Consider the following 14,048-nt stretch of genomic DNA (forward strand, 5'->3'; position numbering starts at 1 on the left):
CGGACACGCAGCGCGAGCAGGGTGGCCAGCGCCAGGTGGCCGCCCGCCGAGTCGCCGGCGAACACCACGTCGCCGGGCGCGTAACCGCGCCCGAGCAGGCAGTCGTAGGCGTCCAGGGCGTCGCTGAGCGAGTCGGCCAGCTTGTGCACCGGCCCCTGCCGGTAGTCGAGCGCCAGCACCGGGCGGCGGGCCGCCATCGACAGCCGCCACGTGATCGGCCGGTGCGTCCTCGGCGAGCACGAGAAATAGCCGCCGCCGTGGAAGTACAGCAGCACCTTGCCCTCGTCGGGCGACCCGGCGCGCACCCACTCGCCGCCGCACGCCGAGAACTCGGCGGGCTCCACCTCCACGTGGCCGGGCGGGCGCACGGGCAGCAACCGGCCCAGCTCGCCCAGCCGGGCGGCGCAGTCGATCGCGAGCGGGTGACGCATCAGCAGGTGGGAGGCCGGCTTGAGGGTCCCGCGCATGAGACCGATGAGCGCGCGGCCCTGCCAGCTGAGGGGATAGTCCGGAGCGACGTCCCTGTCGATGTGCATGCTCTGTCCTCCGACCTTTTTTCTTCCCCCAGAACATGCCTCTACTCGTTGCACGCGCATTTCGAACGTGTGACAGCCTTGCCCCCATGGCCGGATACTCGGGAACACCGCTGCCGCGCAAGCTCGGCATCAAGCCGGGCCACCAGGTGCTCGCCCTGGACGCCCCTGACGGCCTCGACCTGGGCGAGGCCGACCCCGACCCGGCGCCGCCGTACGACGTGATCCTGATCTTCTGCAAGGACGCCGCCACCCTGCACGCCTTCTTCCCCGAGGCGAAGGACCGCCTCGCCAGGAACGGCGGCCTGTGGGTGTGCTGGCCCAAACGCTCCAGCAAGGTGCCCACCGACCTTTCCGAGAACCCGATCAGGGACTACGGCCTGGCCATGGGCCTGGTCGACAACAAGGTCGCCGCCATCGACGAGACCTGGTCGGGGCTGCGCTTCGTTTATCGCGTTGCGGACCGCTGACCCGGCGACGGATAATTTCAGGCTTCCCCTTTCCGCCCGGCCCGCGCGGGGCCTCGTACGACCGCCCGATGGCGGCCCGTACGCCTGCGCGTGCCCGCACACGGCTGGTCACCGTGTGCTCACCCTCCGGAGGTGCACAACCATCCCGCTCTACGCCCGGCTCGTCCGGTACGGCTTCCGCAAGCACGCCACCTACGTGGTGGCGGCGCTCGCCGGCGCGTTCACCAACAGCGTGTTCGGCATCCTTCGCGCCTACATCCTCATCGCCCTCTGGCAGGCCAGGCCCGGCCTGGCCGGCTACGACGTCACCCAGGCCGTCACCTACTGCTTCATCACCCAGGCGTTCATCGGGCCCATGCAGCTGTTCGGCGTCGGCCTGTCCATCCCCGAGCGGATCCGCAGCGGCGACATCGCGCTCGACCTGGTCCGGCCCGCCTCGCTGCAGCTCTGGTCGCTCGCCGAGGACCTGGGCAGGGCCGCCTACCTGTTCCTCGTGCGCGGCCTGCCGCCGATGCTGCTGGGCGCGGCCGTGTTCGGCATCTACCTGCCCGCGGCGCCCGGCCAGTGGGCCGCCTTCCTGACCGGCTTCCTGGCCGCGGTGCTGGTCAGCTTCGCCTGGCGCTACCTGGTGGCGCTGTCGGTCTGCTGGCTGCTCGACGAGCGCGGCGTGCAGTCGTTCTCGCTCGTCCTGACCACGCTGTGCAGCGGGATGCTGCTGCCGCTGGAGCTGTTCCCCGGCTGGTTCGGCGAGGCGGTCAGGGTGCTGCCGTGGGCGGCGATGGTCCAGGCCCCCACCGACCTCTACCTCGGCGAGGCGCCCGTCCTGGACACCCTGGCCTTCCAGGCGTTCTGGGCCGTCGTCCTGCTCGCCGCCGGGGCCCTCGCCACGCGGGCGATCCGCCACAAGGTGGTGATCCAGGGTGGTTAGGACGTACGCGCTGCTGGCCTGGACGTGGACCCGCGCCGCCATGGCCTACCCCGCCTCGTTCGCGATCATGACCGTGCTCGGGCTGGCCGTCGCCGGCATGGACGTCGCGGTGATCCTCATCGTCTTCGCCAACACCACCACGCTCGCCGGCTTCTCCCGCGACGAGACGCTCTTCCTGTACGGGACCGCCAACCTCGCCTTCTGCCTGTGCGACATGTTCGTCAGCAACATCGACCGGATCAGCCAGCACATCAAGGCCGGCACCCTCGACACCATGCTGATCAGGCCGGTCAGCCCCTGGCTGCAACTGGCCGCCGACCGCTTCCTGCCCACCCGGATCGGACGCATCGCGCAGGCGGCCGTCGTGCTCGGGTACGCGCTGAGCGCCCTCGACCTCGATCCCGGGCGGCTCTGGATGGTGCCCGTGATGATCGCCTGCGGGATCGTGATCTTCACGGCGCTGTGGACGCTGGCCGGCGCGCTGCAGTTCGTGCTGGTCGACGCGCCCGAGGTGACCAGCGCCTTCACCTACGGCACCGGGCAGCTCACCCAGTACCCGTTCAGCATCTACGGCCGTGAGCTGGTGCGCGGCGTGACGTACGTGCTGCCGCTGGCCTTCGTCAACTGGCAGCCCGCCCTCTACGTGCTGGACCGGGACGACCCGTTCGGCACGCCGGAGTTCATGCGTTTCCTGGGGCCGGTCGCGGCCCTGGTCCTCGCCCTGCTGGCCGCGCTCGCCTGGCGCCAGGGCCTGCGCCACTACCGATCCACCGGGAGTTAGGGATGATCGAGCTCAACGACGTCGGCCGCGCCTTCAAGGTGAAGCGGGCCGTCGTGCACGCCGTACGCGACCTGTCGTTCACCGTGGCGCCGGGCGAGTTCGTCGGCTACCTCGGCCCGAACGGCGCCGGGAAGTCCACCACGATCAAGATGCTGTGCGGCATCCTGACGCCCACCTCGGGCCGGGTCCGGGTGGCCGGGCTCGACCCGTCGCGCCGGCGCACGACGCTGGCGCGGCGCATCGGCGTGGTGTTCGGGCAGCGCACGACGCTGTGGTGGGACCTGCCGCTCGGGGACAGCTTCGACCTGATCCGGCTCCTTTACAAAGTAGATCGCAAGGTCTTCCGCGTCCGGCTGGACGAGCTGACGCAGACGCTCGACCTGGGCGGCTTCCTGCGCACCCCGGTCCGGCAGCTCAGCCTCGGCCAGCGCATGCGCGGCGACCTGGCCGCGGCCCTGCTGCACGCCCCGGACGTGCTGGTGCTCGACGAGCCGACGATCGGCCTCGACGTGGTCAGCAAGGCCAGCATCCGCACGTTCCTGCGGCGGCTCAACGCCGAGCAGGGCACGACCGTGCTGCTCACCACCCACGACCTGGGCGACATCGAGCGACTGTGCCGCCGGGTCATGGTGATCGACCACGGCCGGCTGGGGTTCGACGGGACGCTGGACGACCTGATGGCCACCGCGCCCGAGCACTCGTCGATCGAGGACGTGGTGACCGCCCTCTACACGGGGACCGGCTGAGCCGGCCGGGTGATCAGTAGCCGGGTGATCAGTAGCCGGGTGATCAGTAGTAGGTCCCTTGCTGCGGCGTCTCCTCGTAGTCCTCTTCCAGCTCCTCGTGCCGCCGCGCCCAGCGTGAGGGCATCAGCACGGGGATGAACAGCGCCACGCCCAGCATGGCGAGGACGCCCGTGGTCAGCATGGTCCGGGCGCCGAACGCCGCGTCCCTGATGATCTGGTTCACCGACGGCTCGTCAGGGACCAGGGAGAGCGCCCTGTTCACGTCGAGGGAGTAGACCACCGTCCAGGCCAGCAGCACCATCGAGGGCACGAACGTGGCCACCGGCGAGACCCGTCCCGCCACCACCAGGCCCACGACCAGGCCCACCGCCGCCATCGCGCCGAGCGCGATCCACATCTTCTGCCCGCCGGCCGGATTGGCCGCCGCGCTGGTCAGCGCCTGCTGAACCGCCCATCCGCCGCCCCCTAACAACGCGACGGTCACGACAATCCCGATGAGCAAACCCGCAAAGTGCCGCAACGCTCTCACCTCATGTCAACGTGATCGGCACGACCCTAGCGACATCGTCCAGAATCGACCAGCACATCGATCGGGGGTGCCCAGCTCGGCAGTAGAGGTCGAGGGGACCCCTGCCCCGTGAGAGCATGTGGCACACCCATGCGCGCGGAACTTCCCCTCAGGCTCGCGCGGACGGCCGCCTTCGCCGCCGTCTGCGTGGGGCTCGCCGCGCTCGCGCACGCGCTCGGCGGGGGCTCGGTCCCCGCGCCGGCCACGGCCGGGCTCGGCCTCGGCGCGGCGCTGCTGCCGGCCCTGGTCCTGGGCGGGCGGGAGCGCTCACCCGCCGCGATCGGCGGCTGGCTGGTGTGCGCGCAGCTCGGACTGCACGAGCTGTTCGGCCTGTACGGCGACGACGGCACCGCCTACATCGACGCCCACCTGCACGGCCGGGGCCTCGGCCCGGCCGTCGGCATGCTGCTGGCCCACCTGACGGCCACACTGGTCACGGGGTGGTGGCTGGCGCGCGGCGAGACCGCGATCTGGGCGCTGCTGCGGCGGCTCGGCCTGCGGCTCGCGCTGCTCCCCCGGCCGGTCGCCGTCCGGCCGCCCGTGCTGGCGATCGTCTGCGTACGGGCGCTGCCGACGCCGCCGGTGTTCCTGCGGTGTGTCACCAGGCGCGGTCCTCCACTGCCCGCCTGACCGTTCTGACACCCCTTTTCCTTTTCAGTCTTCGTTCAGTGGAGATCCATCATGTCCGTGCTTCGCCGCGTGGCGACCGTGCTCGCCGCCACCACCGCTCTCACCGCCGGGCTCGCGCTGCCCGCGCTGGCCCACGTCACCATCAACCCCGGCACCGCCGAGCAGGGCGGCTTCACCAAGGTCGCCTTCCGGGTGCCGAACGAGCGGGACGACGCCTCGACCGTCAAGATCGAGGTCTCCTTCCCCACCGACCACCCGCTCGCCTTCGTCTCGGTCAAGCCGGTGCCCGGCTGGGACGTCAAGGTCACCGAGGGCAAGCTGCCCGCGCCCGTCAAGACCGAGTTCGGCGAGCTGAAGGAGGCCGTCACCACGGTCGTCTGGTCCGGCGGGAAGATCGGCAAGGGCGAGTTCCAGGAGTTCGAGGTGTCCATGGGGCAGCTGCCCAAGGACGTCGACCAGCTCACGTTCCCGACCAAGCAGACCTACTCCGGCGGTGAGGTGGTCAACTGGGCCGACGCCGCCAAGGCGGACGGCAGCGAGGCCGAGCACCCCGTCCCCACGCTGAAGCTGACGCCCGCGAGCGCGGAGTCCGGCTCGCACGGCGCGGCCTCCGCCTCCCCGTCGGCCTCGGCCGGCGTGGCCACCAGTGTGATCACCCAGGCGCCCGTCGCGGCGGCCTCGTCCTCCTCCGACGGGACGGCCCGCCTGCTCGGCGGCGCCGGGCTCGTCGTCGGCGTCATCGGGATCGTGGTCGCGGCCCTGGCGCTGCGCCGCCGCCCCTCCTGAGCCCTGACGACTGGGCCCCTGACGACTGAGCCCTTGACGACTGAGCCCTTGACGACTGGCCTCCTGACAACGCCCGCCACCCCGCCGGCCCCCTTGACACTGGAGGGGAGGCGGGGTGGGGAGGCGGCCTGGGGTGCGGGCGCGGCCCTCAGGACGTGATGTCCTTGCCGGTGAAGCGGGCCCAGGCGATCGAGCAGAACAGCCCGATGTAGGCCCCGAACACCAGCAGCCCCTGGCCCAGGGCGGCCAGGTCGATCGGGCTGCGCAGCACGGCGTCGAAGCGGGTCCACCAGGTCGGCAGCAGGTACGGGGCCAGGAAGTCGAGCTGCGGGATCGCCCGGATCACCTGGGCGACGATGACCAGCACCATGGTCGCCGCGATGGCCCCGATCGACACCTCGGTGAACGTCGACAGCGCCACCGCGATGGCCGCCAGCGCCGCCATGCCCGCGCCCACGTACCCGACCGTGACGAGGATGCGCAGCAGCCCCTCGGCCACCGACACCGTGCTGCCCGACAGCAGCGTCACCGGCCCGACCGGGAACAGCACCAGCCCGGTGACCAGCGCCGACAGCGCCACCACGATCGTGACGGCGTAGGCGAACAGCACCGCGTTCAGGTACTTGACCGCCAGCAGCCGGGTGCGCCCGGCGGGCGCGGCGAGCAGGTACCGCAGCGTGCCCGCGCCCGCCTCGCCGGCGACGGAGTCGCCGCCCACGACGGCCACCGACACCGGCATCAGCAGCAGCACCAGGAACGAGAACGACACGAACGTCAGCATGAGGCTGTTGCCGGCGACCGCCCCGATCAGGCCGCCGACCGCCTCGTCCCCGGCGGCGATCCTCAGCCCGATGCCGATCAGCAGCGGCACGCTCGCCAGCACCGCCAGCATCACCTGGTTGCGCGGCCGGCGGAACGTCAGGCCCAGCTCCGAGCCGAGCAGCCGCCAGAACGCCGCCACCGGCCTGCTCGGCGGCGGGGCCGCGGCGGGCGGCCCGGCAGGTGCCGCGCCGGGCTCACGCTCCACGGTGCGCATCGTCTCGGTCACCGGGACCAGCCCAGGGGTTCGCCGCACGTCCACTTCCGTCTCAGCCGTCGACATCGAAGCCTTCCCCCGTCAGTCCGACGAACACGTCCTCCAGGCTCGGCCGTACGACGGCCAGCCCCCGTACCGCGACGCCCTCCCGTACCAGCGCCGCGTTGATCTCCTCCGGCGCCTGGCCGCCCAGCTCGGCCGTCACCTCGGGAGCGGCGCTCCGCACGTCGGCGAGGCCGAGCGCGTCCAGGACCCGCGCGGCGTCGGCCGCGTCGGGCGTCTCCACCCTGATCCGGGTGGTGAGGCCGCCGTTCAGCGAGGCGATCGTGCCCTGGGCGACCAGGTTGCCGGTACGCATGATCGCGGCGTGCGTGCACATCTGCTCGACCTCGGCCAGCAGGTGCGAGGAGACGAACACGGTGGTGCCGTCGGCGGCGATCTCCTTGACCAGCGCCCGCACCTCGCGGGTGCCCTGCGGGTCGAGGCCGTTGGTGGGCTCGTCCAGCACGAGCAGCTCGCGCGGCCCGAGCAGCGCGGCCGCGATGGCCAGGCGCTGGCGCATGCCGAGCGAGTAGTTGCGGAAGCGCTTGCCGGCCGCCGCCGACAGCCCGACCCGCTCCAGTGCCTCGCCCACCCGCGTGCGCGCGGTGGCGCCGGCGGCGGTGGGGTCGGCGGCGTCGAAGCGCAGCAGGTTCGCCTCGCCCGACAGGTACGGGTAGAACGCCGGTCCCTCGACCAGCGCCCCCACACGGGGCAGCGCCCGCGCCAGCGGCATGCCGAGCACGGAGTAGTCGCCGGCCGTGGGCGCGACCAGGCCGAGCAGCATGCGGATGGTGGTGGTCTTGCCCGAGCCGTTCGGGCCGAGGAAACCGAAGACCGAGCCGCGCGGCACGGTCAGGTCCAGGGCGTCCACCGCGACCTGACCGCCGCGGAAGCGCTTGGTCAGGCCGTGGGTGACGATCGCGTCCCCGGGGTCGCCGGAGGGCGGGGCCGCCCCGGAGGGCGCCCCCGCTTCGTGCGTGACGACGGTCACTTGATGCCCGCCGCCTTGGTGATCTCCTCCGGCGTGACCGCGCCGACCAGCAGGCGGCCGTCGTCGGTCAGCAGGGCGGTGACCAGCTTGGTCTTGATCAGCTTGCCGCTGCCCCACGTGCCGCTGACCGGGGTGGCCGACTTGAGGACGTTGTCGAGCAGCGCGCCCGGGTCGGCGCCCTCGTTCCACTGGCCGTCCGGCTGCTGCGTGCGCGCCTTGGTGAGGTCCTCGGGCTTGAACGGCAGGACGGCGACGCGGGTCCAGCCCTCGCCGACCGTCTTGAGGCCCTGAGCGGTCTCCTGGGCGTGCTCGGCGTGCTGCTCGGCGGCCTTGTCGTCGCCGAGGGTCTGCTCCTGCACCTTGGCGCCGGCCGGCGGGGTGAAGGTGAAGTTCTCGGCCGCGGGCGGCGTGAACGTCACCTGGGTGAAGCCCACCTGGAACGCCGGCTCGGCCGAGCCCTTGGCGTACACCTGGACCTGCAGCGGGACGTACGTCTCGCCGTCGAGCGCCACCCGCACCTCCTGCACCAGCGAGCTCTCGTCCTTGGGCGTGAGCACGAGCTGGTAGGCGGCGCGGCCGGCGACCTGGGCGTTGTTGGTCACCCTGACCGCGGTGTCCTTCTCGGCCCCGGCCAGCAGGTCGGCCGCCATCTTCTGCGGGGTCATGTCGGACGGGGACGGCGTCGGCAGCTGGTGCCTGCCCACGTCGGTCCCCGACTTGACCTTGACCTTGGTGGCCGTGTTGTCACCGCTGTCCCAATACCAGACCTGGTCGCCGTTGACGATGACGTTGGTCTCGTCGAACTGCGTCGGCATGGCGACCCGGATCTTGTTCACCCCGCCGTACCAGAGCTTCACCTCGTGCGAGCCGGACAGCAGGTTGATCGGCGAGGCCGAGCCCGTCTGCGGCAGCGCGGGCAGGCCGAGCGAGGCGGTCTGCTGCACGGTGCCCGACATCGGCGGGATGCCGTCCCGCTCACTGGTGGCCGCCGCCGCGTCGGCGAGCAACTGCTGCGCCGTGCGCTCCGGCAGCGTCGGCTCGCCGCTCACGGCGGCGATGACCGGCCCCGCGCCCATGGCCCCGGCGATCACGGCCGCGGCCGCGATCGGGACTCCCCATCTCACGAACGTTCCTCTGCGCATCTCACTCCTCAACGGTATGTCGATGCCCAGAGCCTGCGTCATCGTTCCTTAGGTGATCCTGAGACAGACTGAGACGGCTCTCAGCCTTCTCAGCGAGGTCTCAGGTCAGGGACGGGAGAATTGCCACATGCGAGTACTTGTCGTCGAGGACGAACGGCGGATGGCGGCCGCGCTGCAGCGCGGGCTGCAGGCCGAGGGCTTCGCCGTGGACCTCGCCCACGACGGCGAACAGGGCCTGCACCAGGCCAGGCACGGCGACTACGACATCGTGGTGCTCGACATCATGCTGCCCAGGCTGTCGGGCTACAACGTGTGCAAGCAGCTGCGCGCCGAGGAGAACTGGGTGCCGATCCTGATGCTGTCGGCCAAGGACGGCGAGTACGACATGGCCGATGGCCTCGACCTGGGCGCCGACGACTACCTGACCAAGCCGTTCTCGTACGTGGTGCTGGTGGCCAGGCTGCGCGCGCTGCTGCGGCGCGACGCCGGGCGGCGGCCCGCCGTGCTGACGGCCGGCGACCTGTCGCTGGACCCGGCGCGGCGCAAGGTGGAGCGGGCGGCCAGCCCCGTGGAGCTGACGCCCAGGGAGTTCGCGCTGCTGGAGTACCTGATGCGCAGGCACGACGAGGTGGTGTCGAAGGCGGAGATCCTGGAGCACGTGTGGGACACCTTCGACACCGACCCGAACGTGGTGGAGGTGTACGTGGGCTACCTGCGGCGCAAGGTGGACGTCCCGTTCGGCAGGAACGCGATCCAGACCGTGCGCGGCGCGGGCTACCGGCTGGCGGGCGACGGTGGCTGACTCCCCGCTGGTGTGGTGGCGCCGCCAGGGCCTGCGCTTCCGGCTCACGGCGGTGGCCGCGGCCGTGCTGGCGTTCGCGCTGGCGATCTCGGCCGGGGTGCTGCTGACCGTGCTCGACCGGGCCCTCATCGACACCGTGGACGACGCGACGCTCCAGCAGGCGCAGACCGTGCGCGTGCAGGCCGACGCGGGCACGCTGACCAGCCCGATCACCACCCACGACGGCACGATCGTGCAGGTCGTGGACGCCCGGGGCAGGATCACCGACGTCACCTACGGGGCCGACCGGATGGTGCCGCTGCTGAACGCCCGCGACCGGGCCGAGGTGCTGCGCCAGGGCAGGGCCACGTTCCTGGACGGCCGGCCGTACGCGATCTCCGGGCCGCTGCGCGTGGTGGTGATCAGCGCCGACAACGGCAGGACGGTGATCGCGGCGCGGCCCGTCGGCGAGATCCAGACCAGCCTGGGCACGGCGGGCAGGGTGCTGTTCGTCGGCACGCCGGTGCTCATCTTCCTGCTGGCCGCCGCGAGCTGGCTGATCATCGGCAGGACGCTGCGGCCGATCGAGTCGCTGCGCAGGGGCGCGGCCGAGATCACCCACACCGCCCGCTCGCGCAGGCTGCCGGTGCCCGAGTCGCGCGACGAGGTGCACTCGCTGGCCACCACGCTCAACGGCATGCTGGCCCGGCTGGAGGAGGCCGAGCAGCGCCAGCGGGCGCTGGTCTCCGACGCCGCGCACGAGCTGCGCAGCCCCCTGGCCAGCATCCGCCTGCAGCTGGAGGTGGCGATCGGCCACCCGGAGGGGCAGGACTGGCAGGAGACGGCCGAGGGCGTGCTGGAGGACACGATGAGGCTGTCCAGGCTGGCCGAGGACCTGCTGGCCCTGGCCCGCCTGGACGAGCGCGGGGGCGTGCCCGCCAGGAGCGAGCCGGTGAACCTGGACGAAGTGGTGCGCCAGACCGTCGACAGGTACGCCGAGGTCAAGCTGACCGCCTGCGATCCCGTCATGGTCCGCGGCGACGCGATGGACCTGAGCCGGGTGCTGACGAACCTGGTGGACAACGCGGTACGGCACACCTCGTCCAAGGTCGAGGTGGCGCTGACCGCCGACGGGGTTCTGACCGTGACCGACGACGGGCCTGGCATACCCGAGCAGGATCGCGAGCGGGTGTTCAACCGGTTCACGCGGCTCGATTCGGGCCGCAGTCGCGACGAGGGCGGTACCGGGCTGGGCCTGGCCATCGTGCGGGAGACCGTGCGAGCGCACGGGGGCGGGGTGCGTCTGGAGGACGCTGCACCGGGGTTGCGTGCCGTGGTGCGGCTGCCGGTGATGGTGCCGTGATTCAGGTGTCTTGCCGGGTGGAACTCGTTGGGACCGGTGTTGCTGGTCTTGCTGGTTTTCCTGGTCTTGCTGGCTTTCCTGGGGTTTTCGCGTCCGGCCGGGCGCGGTAGCGGCCGTAGCGAGAAGGGTCAGGCCGCAGTGCCCTTTTCTGCGGTCGCCAGGAAGTCCTGGGCGATCAGGGGCAGGCGGCGGCGGGCGTGGATGACGGCGATGACGCGGCGGACCGCGGGCTCCAGCGAACGGACCACGAGGCCCGCCCTGCTGGCCTGCTCGGACATTCCGCGGTACCACAGCAGCGAAGCCTGTCCGGTGCGTACGGCGTTGAGCCAGCCGTTGCGCTCATCGGTCTCGACCACCACGACGGGACTGACGGCGTACTTGCCGAACATCGCGTCGAGCTCCCTTCGCCGGACGCTGCCACGAGCGGGCAGGGCCAGGCGCATCCCGTCGAGCTTGCCCATGGGCACGGGATTGGGAAGTTCGAGGCCGGGCGGGGAGATCAGCACGATCTCCTGCCGTTCGAGCGGATGGGTGATGAGGTCGGTGGGCACGGGCAGGTCAGTGAGACCGAGGTCGGCCCGCTGATCCCTGATGGCGTTGACGACAGCCTCACGGCCGTCGCAACGGACGATGTGCACGCGCACCCCGGGATGCTCGGCGGTGTAGGCCGGCAGCAGCCGCCCGGCGAGGCCGGGTTCGAGGCTGGGCGTCGAGGCGATGCGCAACTCCGCCTCCCCAGTGCTGCTGTGGTTGGCCAGGCTCTCGATCTCATGTACGGCGTCGAGTGCCTCCCTTGCGAGTTTGACCACTCGCCTGCCTTGTGCGGTGACGACGACACCGCGTCCGGACCTGGCGAAGAGCGTCATGCCGAGTTCCCGTTCGAGATCGCGGATCGCACGCGAAAGCGCAGGCTGTGCGATGTACAGCGATCTGGCCGCGTCGGTCATGGTGCGGTGCTCCGCAGTCGCGACCACGTAGCGGAGCTGCTGGAGGTTCATGGCAAAGAAGCTAGGACACCGGCCCCTCCGGGGTCCGCGACATAGCAGAGATCACCTCGAATGATTTCGGACCGTAATCGAGTGACGCTACATCTGTGACGGGTGATAAATCGGTATGCTTCTGCCCCAAATTCGGCATATGCCCGGAGAGTGACAGCACCGGTTGCTCATTACGGGCGACCGAGTAAAGGGGGAGACAGGGTGACAGGCAACGGGCAGTATCCACCTCCGCCCCAAGGGCCAGGTCAGCCCCAGCGGCCCCCGTCCCTGCCGTGGCCGCCGCCCGGATACCGGGAGCCGCAGCGGCAGGGTTACGGCCAGCCGAACCCCGCTCCTCCCCCTCCCTCCCACGGTTTCCCGCAGGCGCCGCCTCCGCAAGGCCCCTCGTACCCGCAGGCGCCGCCGCAGGGGCAGCCGTACCCGCAGGGGCAGCCGTACCCGGGCGGGCCCCAGGGCGGGCCGTACGGGCCGCCGCAGGGCTACGGGGCACCGCAGGGCGGATGGCCGCCTCCTCCCCCGCCGCCGCCTCCGGGCGGGCCGTACGGGCCGCCGCGCGGGCCCTGGGGGCCGCAGCCGCGCAGGAAGTCCGGCATGGGGGTGGCCGGGGTGCTCGGGGTGGTGTTCGGGTCGATGGCGGCCCTGTTCGTGCTGGGGGTGATCGGGGTGGCGATGCTGGGGAACTCGTCGAGCTCCGACACCTCCACGCCGATCGCGATTCCCTCGTACACGCCTGAGAGCGACTACTCCACACCGTTCCCGACCTCTTCGGACAGCTCCTCGTCCCAGGAACCCACGCGGGAGCCGACCCAGCAGCCGACCCAGGAGCCGACCCAGCAGCCCACGCGGGAGCCGTCCGAGGAGCCGTCGGCGACGCAGTCGACGGTCGACCCGCCCGCGCAGGTCACGCTGAACAGGACCACCAGGAACAACACGCTCTACCGCGCGGGCGCCCTGCCCCGCCTGAGCTGCCCGGCGGGCAACACCAGCATCTTCAGCCACAGCCAGCTCAAGGCGCTGATCATCAAGACGGGCCGGTGCATGGACCGGGCGTGGGGGCCGATCATCCAGCGGCAGGGCATCCGGTTCAGCCCGCCGAACTACGCGATCGTGGCCACCCGTGGTCGCGGCGCCTGCGGGGACTACCCGTCGCCGGGGAGCATGGTGCCGTACTACTGCCCGCGCAACAACACCATCTACGCCTCCACCTCGGCCATGGCCAGGGGCAACGGCAACGCCCGTGGGTACGGCCAGATCATCTCCTGGCACGGCGGCATCATCAGCATGCTGGCCCACGAGTACGGCCACCACGTCCAGAACATCTCCGGCGTCATGGACTCCTGGTGGCAGCAGACGCTCGGCTCCTCCAGCAAGAGCGGCAAGCTGGCGCTGAGCAGGCGGCTAGAGCTCCAGGCGACCTGCTTCGGCGGCATGTGGATGCGGTCCGTCGCGTCCTCCTACCCGGTCAGCACCTCGAACCGGGCGCGGCTCTTCTGGTTCTACGGACAGGTGGGCGACTATCCGGGGTATCCGCGCGACCACGGCAACCGGGTGAACAACAACCGCTGGTTCCGCCAGGGATGGGAGCGCAACCAGGCCTACCAGTGCAACACCTGGATGGCGTCCTCCTCCACGACCTCCTGAGGCCACGTCACGTTCATCTCAGGTTGGGCACATGTCTCGGTTGTCCCTATATGGAAGCTAGACTCCTGGCAATCTTGTGCCCAAGGTTTCGCCTGGTAGGCGTGTAAGGAGCCGGTGTGAGCAAGCGTGATGGGGTAGACACCGTGCCCGAGGGCAGGAAACGGCATGCTCCCCGCCGCTCCGGCACCGGCGCCGACTCCCGTGCGGCCGCCGCTCACGTCGGCGTTCCGCACGCCGGCGCCTCTCACACCGGTACCGGCGCCCCTCACGCGGGTGCCCCTGGCGTCGCTGACTCGCGATCCGCCGGCCTCCGCTCCTCCGATCCTCACTCCTCCGGCTCCCTGCCGGTCGGCTCGCGGACGACCGGTCCCGGTACGTCCGACCCCCGCACGTCCGAGCCCGGCTCGGCCGACGACCCGCCGGACGGCTCACGCTCCGGCCGTTCCCGGTCGGACGGTTCCCGCTCGGGCGGCTCGCGGCCGGGAGGCTCCCGTCCGTCAGGCGACGGCTCGTCCGGTGGGCGGCCGGGCGGCGGTGCCGGCCGAGGCGGCAGAGGGGCGTCCGGCGGCGGCTCGTCCGGCGGAGGGTCCGGCGGGCCGGGCGGATCGGGAG

At 71.5% G+C, this 14,048-nt stretch carries 15 protein-coding genes and 1 pseudogene; 9 read left to right on the plus strand and 7 right to left on the minus strand.

Annotated features, from left to right (window positions below; genetic code table 11):
- A partial coding sequence (locus tag KME77_RS10970; protein WP_219465260.1) for an alpha/beta hydrolase occupies positions 1 to 536 on the minus strand: 536 nt, incomplete at its 3' end.
- Positions 537 to 622: 86 nt separating this feature from the next.
- Here KME77_RS10970 and KME77_RS10975 point away from each other — a divergent pair.
- The 4 genes from KME77_RS10975 (at position 623) to KME77_RS10990 (ending at position 3,458) form a co-directional block, all read left to right on the plus strand.
- Positions 623 to 1,003, plus strand: a complete 381-nt coding sequence (locus tag KME77_RS10975; protein WP_219465263.1) for a hypothetical protein — start codon at positions 623 to 625, stop codon at positions 1,001 to 1,003.
- Positions 1,004 to 1,118: 115 nt separating this feature from the next.
- Positions 1,119 to 1,931, plus strand: coding sequence for an ABC transporter permease (locus KME77_RS10980; protein ID WP_308250657.1), 813 nt, complete (start codon positions 1,119 to 1,121; stop codon positions 1,929 to 1,931).
- Entirely contained in the window at positions 1,924 to 2,712 is a 789-nt protein-coding gene (locus KME77_RS10985; RefSeq protein ID WP_219465265.1) for an ABC transporter permease, read from the plus strand. The genes KME77_RS10980 and KME77_RS10985 overlap by 8 nt, the downstream gene beginning before the upstream one ends.
- 2 nt (positions 2,713 to 2,714) lie before the next feature.
- The gene (locus KME77_RS10990; protein ID WP_219465267.1) at positions 2,715 to 3,458 is read left to right on the plus strand and encodes an ABC transporter ATP-binding protein; all 744 of its coding nucleotides are present in this window, start codon (positions 2,715 to 2,717) and stop codon (positions 3,456 to 3,458) included.
- 43 nt (positions 3,459 to 3,501) lie between these two features.
- Here KME77_RS10990 and KME77_RS10995 read toward each other — a convergent pair whose 3' ends face one another.
- Positions 3,502 to 3,960, minus strand: a complete 459-nt coding sequence (locus tag KME77_RS10995; RefSeq protein WP_246609568.1) for a hypothetical protein — start codon at positions 3,958 to 3,960, stop codon at positions 3,502 to 3,504.
- A 156-nt stretch (positions 3,961 to 4,116) separates the two neighbouring features.
- Here KME77_RS10995 and KME77_RS11000 point away from each other — a divergent pair, with 156 nt between their 5' ends.
- Together KME77_RS11000 and KME77_RS11005 are read left to right on the plus strand one after the other, a co-directional pair.
- On the plus strand, positions 4,117 to 4,656 hold the full coding sequence (locus KME77_RS11000) for an MFS transporter (protein WP_219465268.1): 540 nt from the start codon (positions 4,117 to 4,119) through the stop codon (positions 4,654 to 4,656).
- A 51-nt stretch (positions 4,657 to 4,707) separates the two neighbouring features.
- Positions 4,708 to 5,442 carry a YcnI family copper-binding membrane protein gene (locus tag KME77_RS11005; RefSeq protein WP_219465270.1) on the plus strand — a complete coding sequence of 245 codons (735 nt, stop codon included), beginning with the start codon at positions 4,708 to 4,710 and terminating at the stop codon, positions 5,440 to 5,442.
- Positions 5,443 to 5,590: 148 nt separating this feature from the next.
- Here KME77_RS11005 and KME77_RS11010 read toward each other — a convergent pair whose 3' ends face one another.
- Genes KME77_RS11010 through KME77_RS11020 form a run of 3 tightly spaced genes read right to left on the minus strand, consistent with a single transcriptional unit; the run spans position 5,591 to position 8,635 of the window.
- Entirely contained in the window at positions 5,591 to 6,544 is a 954-nt protein-coding gene (locus tag KME77_RS11010) for an ABC transporter permease (protein ID WP_219465271.1), read from the minus strand.
- On the minus strand, positions 6,531 to 7,511 hold the full coding sequence (locus tag KME77_RS11015) for an ABC transporter ATP-binding protein (protein WP_219465281.1): 981 nt from the start codon (positions 7,509 to 7,511) through the stop codon (positions 6,531 to 6,533). Before KME77_RS11015 ends, KME77_RS11010 begins: the two co-directional genes overlap by 14 nt.
- Entirely contained in the window at positions 7,508 to 8,635 is a 1,128-nt protein-coding gene (locus tag KME77_RS11020; RefSeq protein ID WP_308250658.1) for a LolA family protein, read from the minus strand. Before KME77_RS11020 ends, KME77_RS11015 begins: the two co-directional genes overlap by 4 nt.
- A 145-nt stretch (positions 8,636 to 8,780) precedes the next feature.
- Between KME77_RS11020 and KME77_RS11025 the strand changes: the two genes are divergently transcribed.
- Both KME77_RS11025 and KME77_RS11030 read left to right on the plus strand, forming a co-directional pair.
- Positions 8,781 to 9,455, plus strand: coding sequence for a response regulator transcription factor (locus tag KME77_RS11025; RefSeq protein WP_219465285.1), 675 nt, complete (start codon positions 8,781 to 8,783; stop codon positions 9,453 to 9,455).
- Positions 9,448 to 10,797: a sensor histidine kinase gene (locus KME77_RS11030; RefSeq protein WP_219465287.1), complete on the plus strand. Its 1,350-nt coding sequence runs from the start codon at positions 9,448 to 9,450 to the stop codon at positions 10,795 to 10,797. Before KME77_RS11025 ends, KME77_RS11030 begins: the two co-directional genes overlap by 8 nt.
- A gap of 128 nt (positions 10,798 to 10,925) precedes the next feature.
- Here KME77_RS11030 and KME77_RS11035 read toward each other — a convergent pair whose 3' ends face one another.
- Positions 10,926 to 11,795: a LysR family transcriptional regulator gene (locus KME77_RS11035; RefSeq protein ID WP_219465288.1), complete on the minus strand. Its 870-nt coding sequence runs from the start codon at positions 11,793 to 11,795 to the stop codon at positions 10,926 to 10,928.
- A gap of 201 nt (positions 11,796 to 11,996) precedes the next feature.
- Here KME77_RS11035 and KME77_RS11040 point away from each other — a divergent pair, with 201 nt between their 5' ends.
- Complete coding sequence (locus KME77_RS11040; RefSeq protein WP_308250659.1) at positions 11,997 to 13,436, plus strand: neutral zinc metallopeptidase; 1,440 nt, start codon at positions 11,997 to 11,999, stop codon at positions 13,434 to 13,436.
- Between the two features lie 325 nt (positions 13,437 to 13,761).
- On the opposite strand, the pseudogene KME77_RS11045 reads toward KME77_RS11040, so the two are convergent.
- Positions 13,762 to 14,048: pseudogene (locus KME77_RS11045) on the minus strand (hypothetical protein); the annotation flags it as partial.

Source organism: Nonomuraea rhizosphaerae (assembly GCF_019396405.1).
In the GTDB taxonomy this organism is placed as follows: Bacteria; Actinomycetota; Actinomycetes; order Streptosporangiales; family Streptosporangiaceae; genus Nonomuraea; species Nonomuraea rhizosphaerae.

Coding starts and splice junctions, on each gene's coding strand:
- KME77_RS11000 (WP_219465268.1), top strand. CDS start 4,117: ATGCGCGCGGAACTTCCCCTCAGGCTCGCGCGGACGGCCGCCTTCGCC.
- KME77_RS10975 (WP_219465263.1), top strand. CDS start 623: ATGGCCGGATACTCGGGAACACCGCTGCCGCGCAAGCTCGGCATCAAG.
- KME77_RS11010 (WP_219465271.1), bottom strand. CDS start 6,544: ATGTCGACGGCTGAGACGGAAGTGGACGTGCGGCGAACCCCTGGGCTG.
- KME77_RS11035 (WP_219465288.1), bottom strand. CDS start 11,795: ATGAACCTCCAGCAGCTCCGCTACGTGGTCGCGACTGCGGAGCACCGC.
- KME77_RS11005 (WP_219465270.1), top strand. CDS start 4,708: ATGTCCGTGCTTCGCCGCGTGGCGACCGTGCTCGCCGCCACCACCGCT.
- KME77_RS11025 (WP_219465285.1), top strand. CDS start 8,781: ATGCGAGTACTTGTCGTCGAGGACGAACGGCGGATGGCGGCCGCGCTG.
- KME77_RS10990 (WP_219465267.1), top strand. CDS start 2,715: ATGATCGAGCTCAACGACGTCGGCCGCGCCTTCAAGGTGAAGCGGGCC.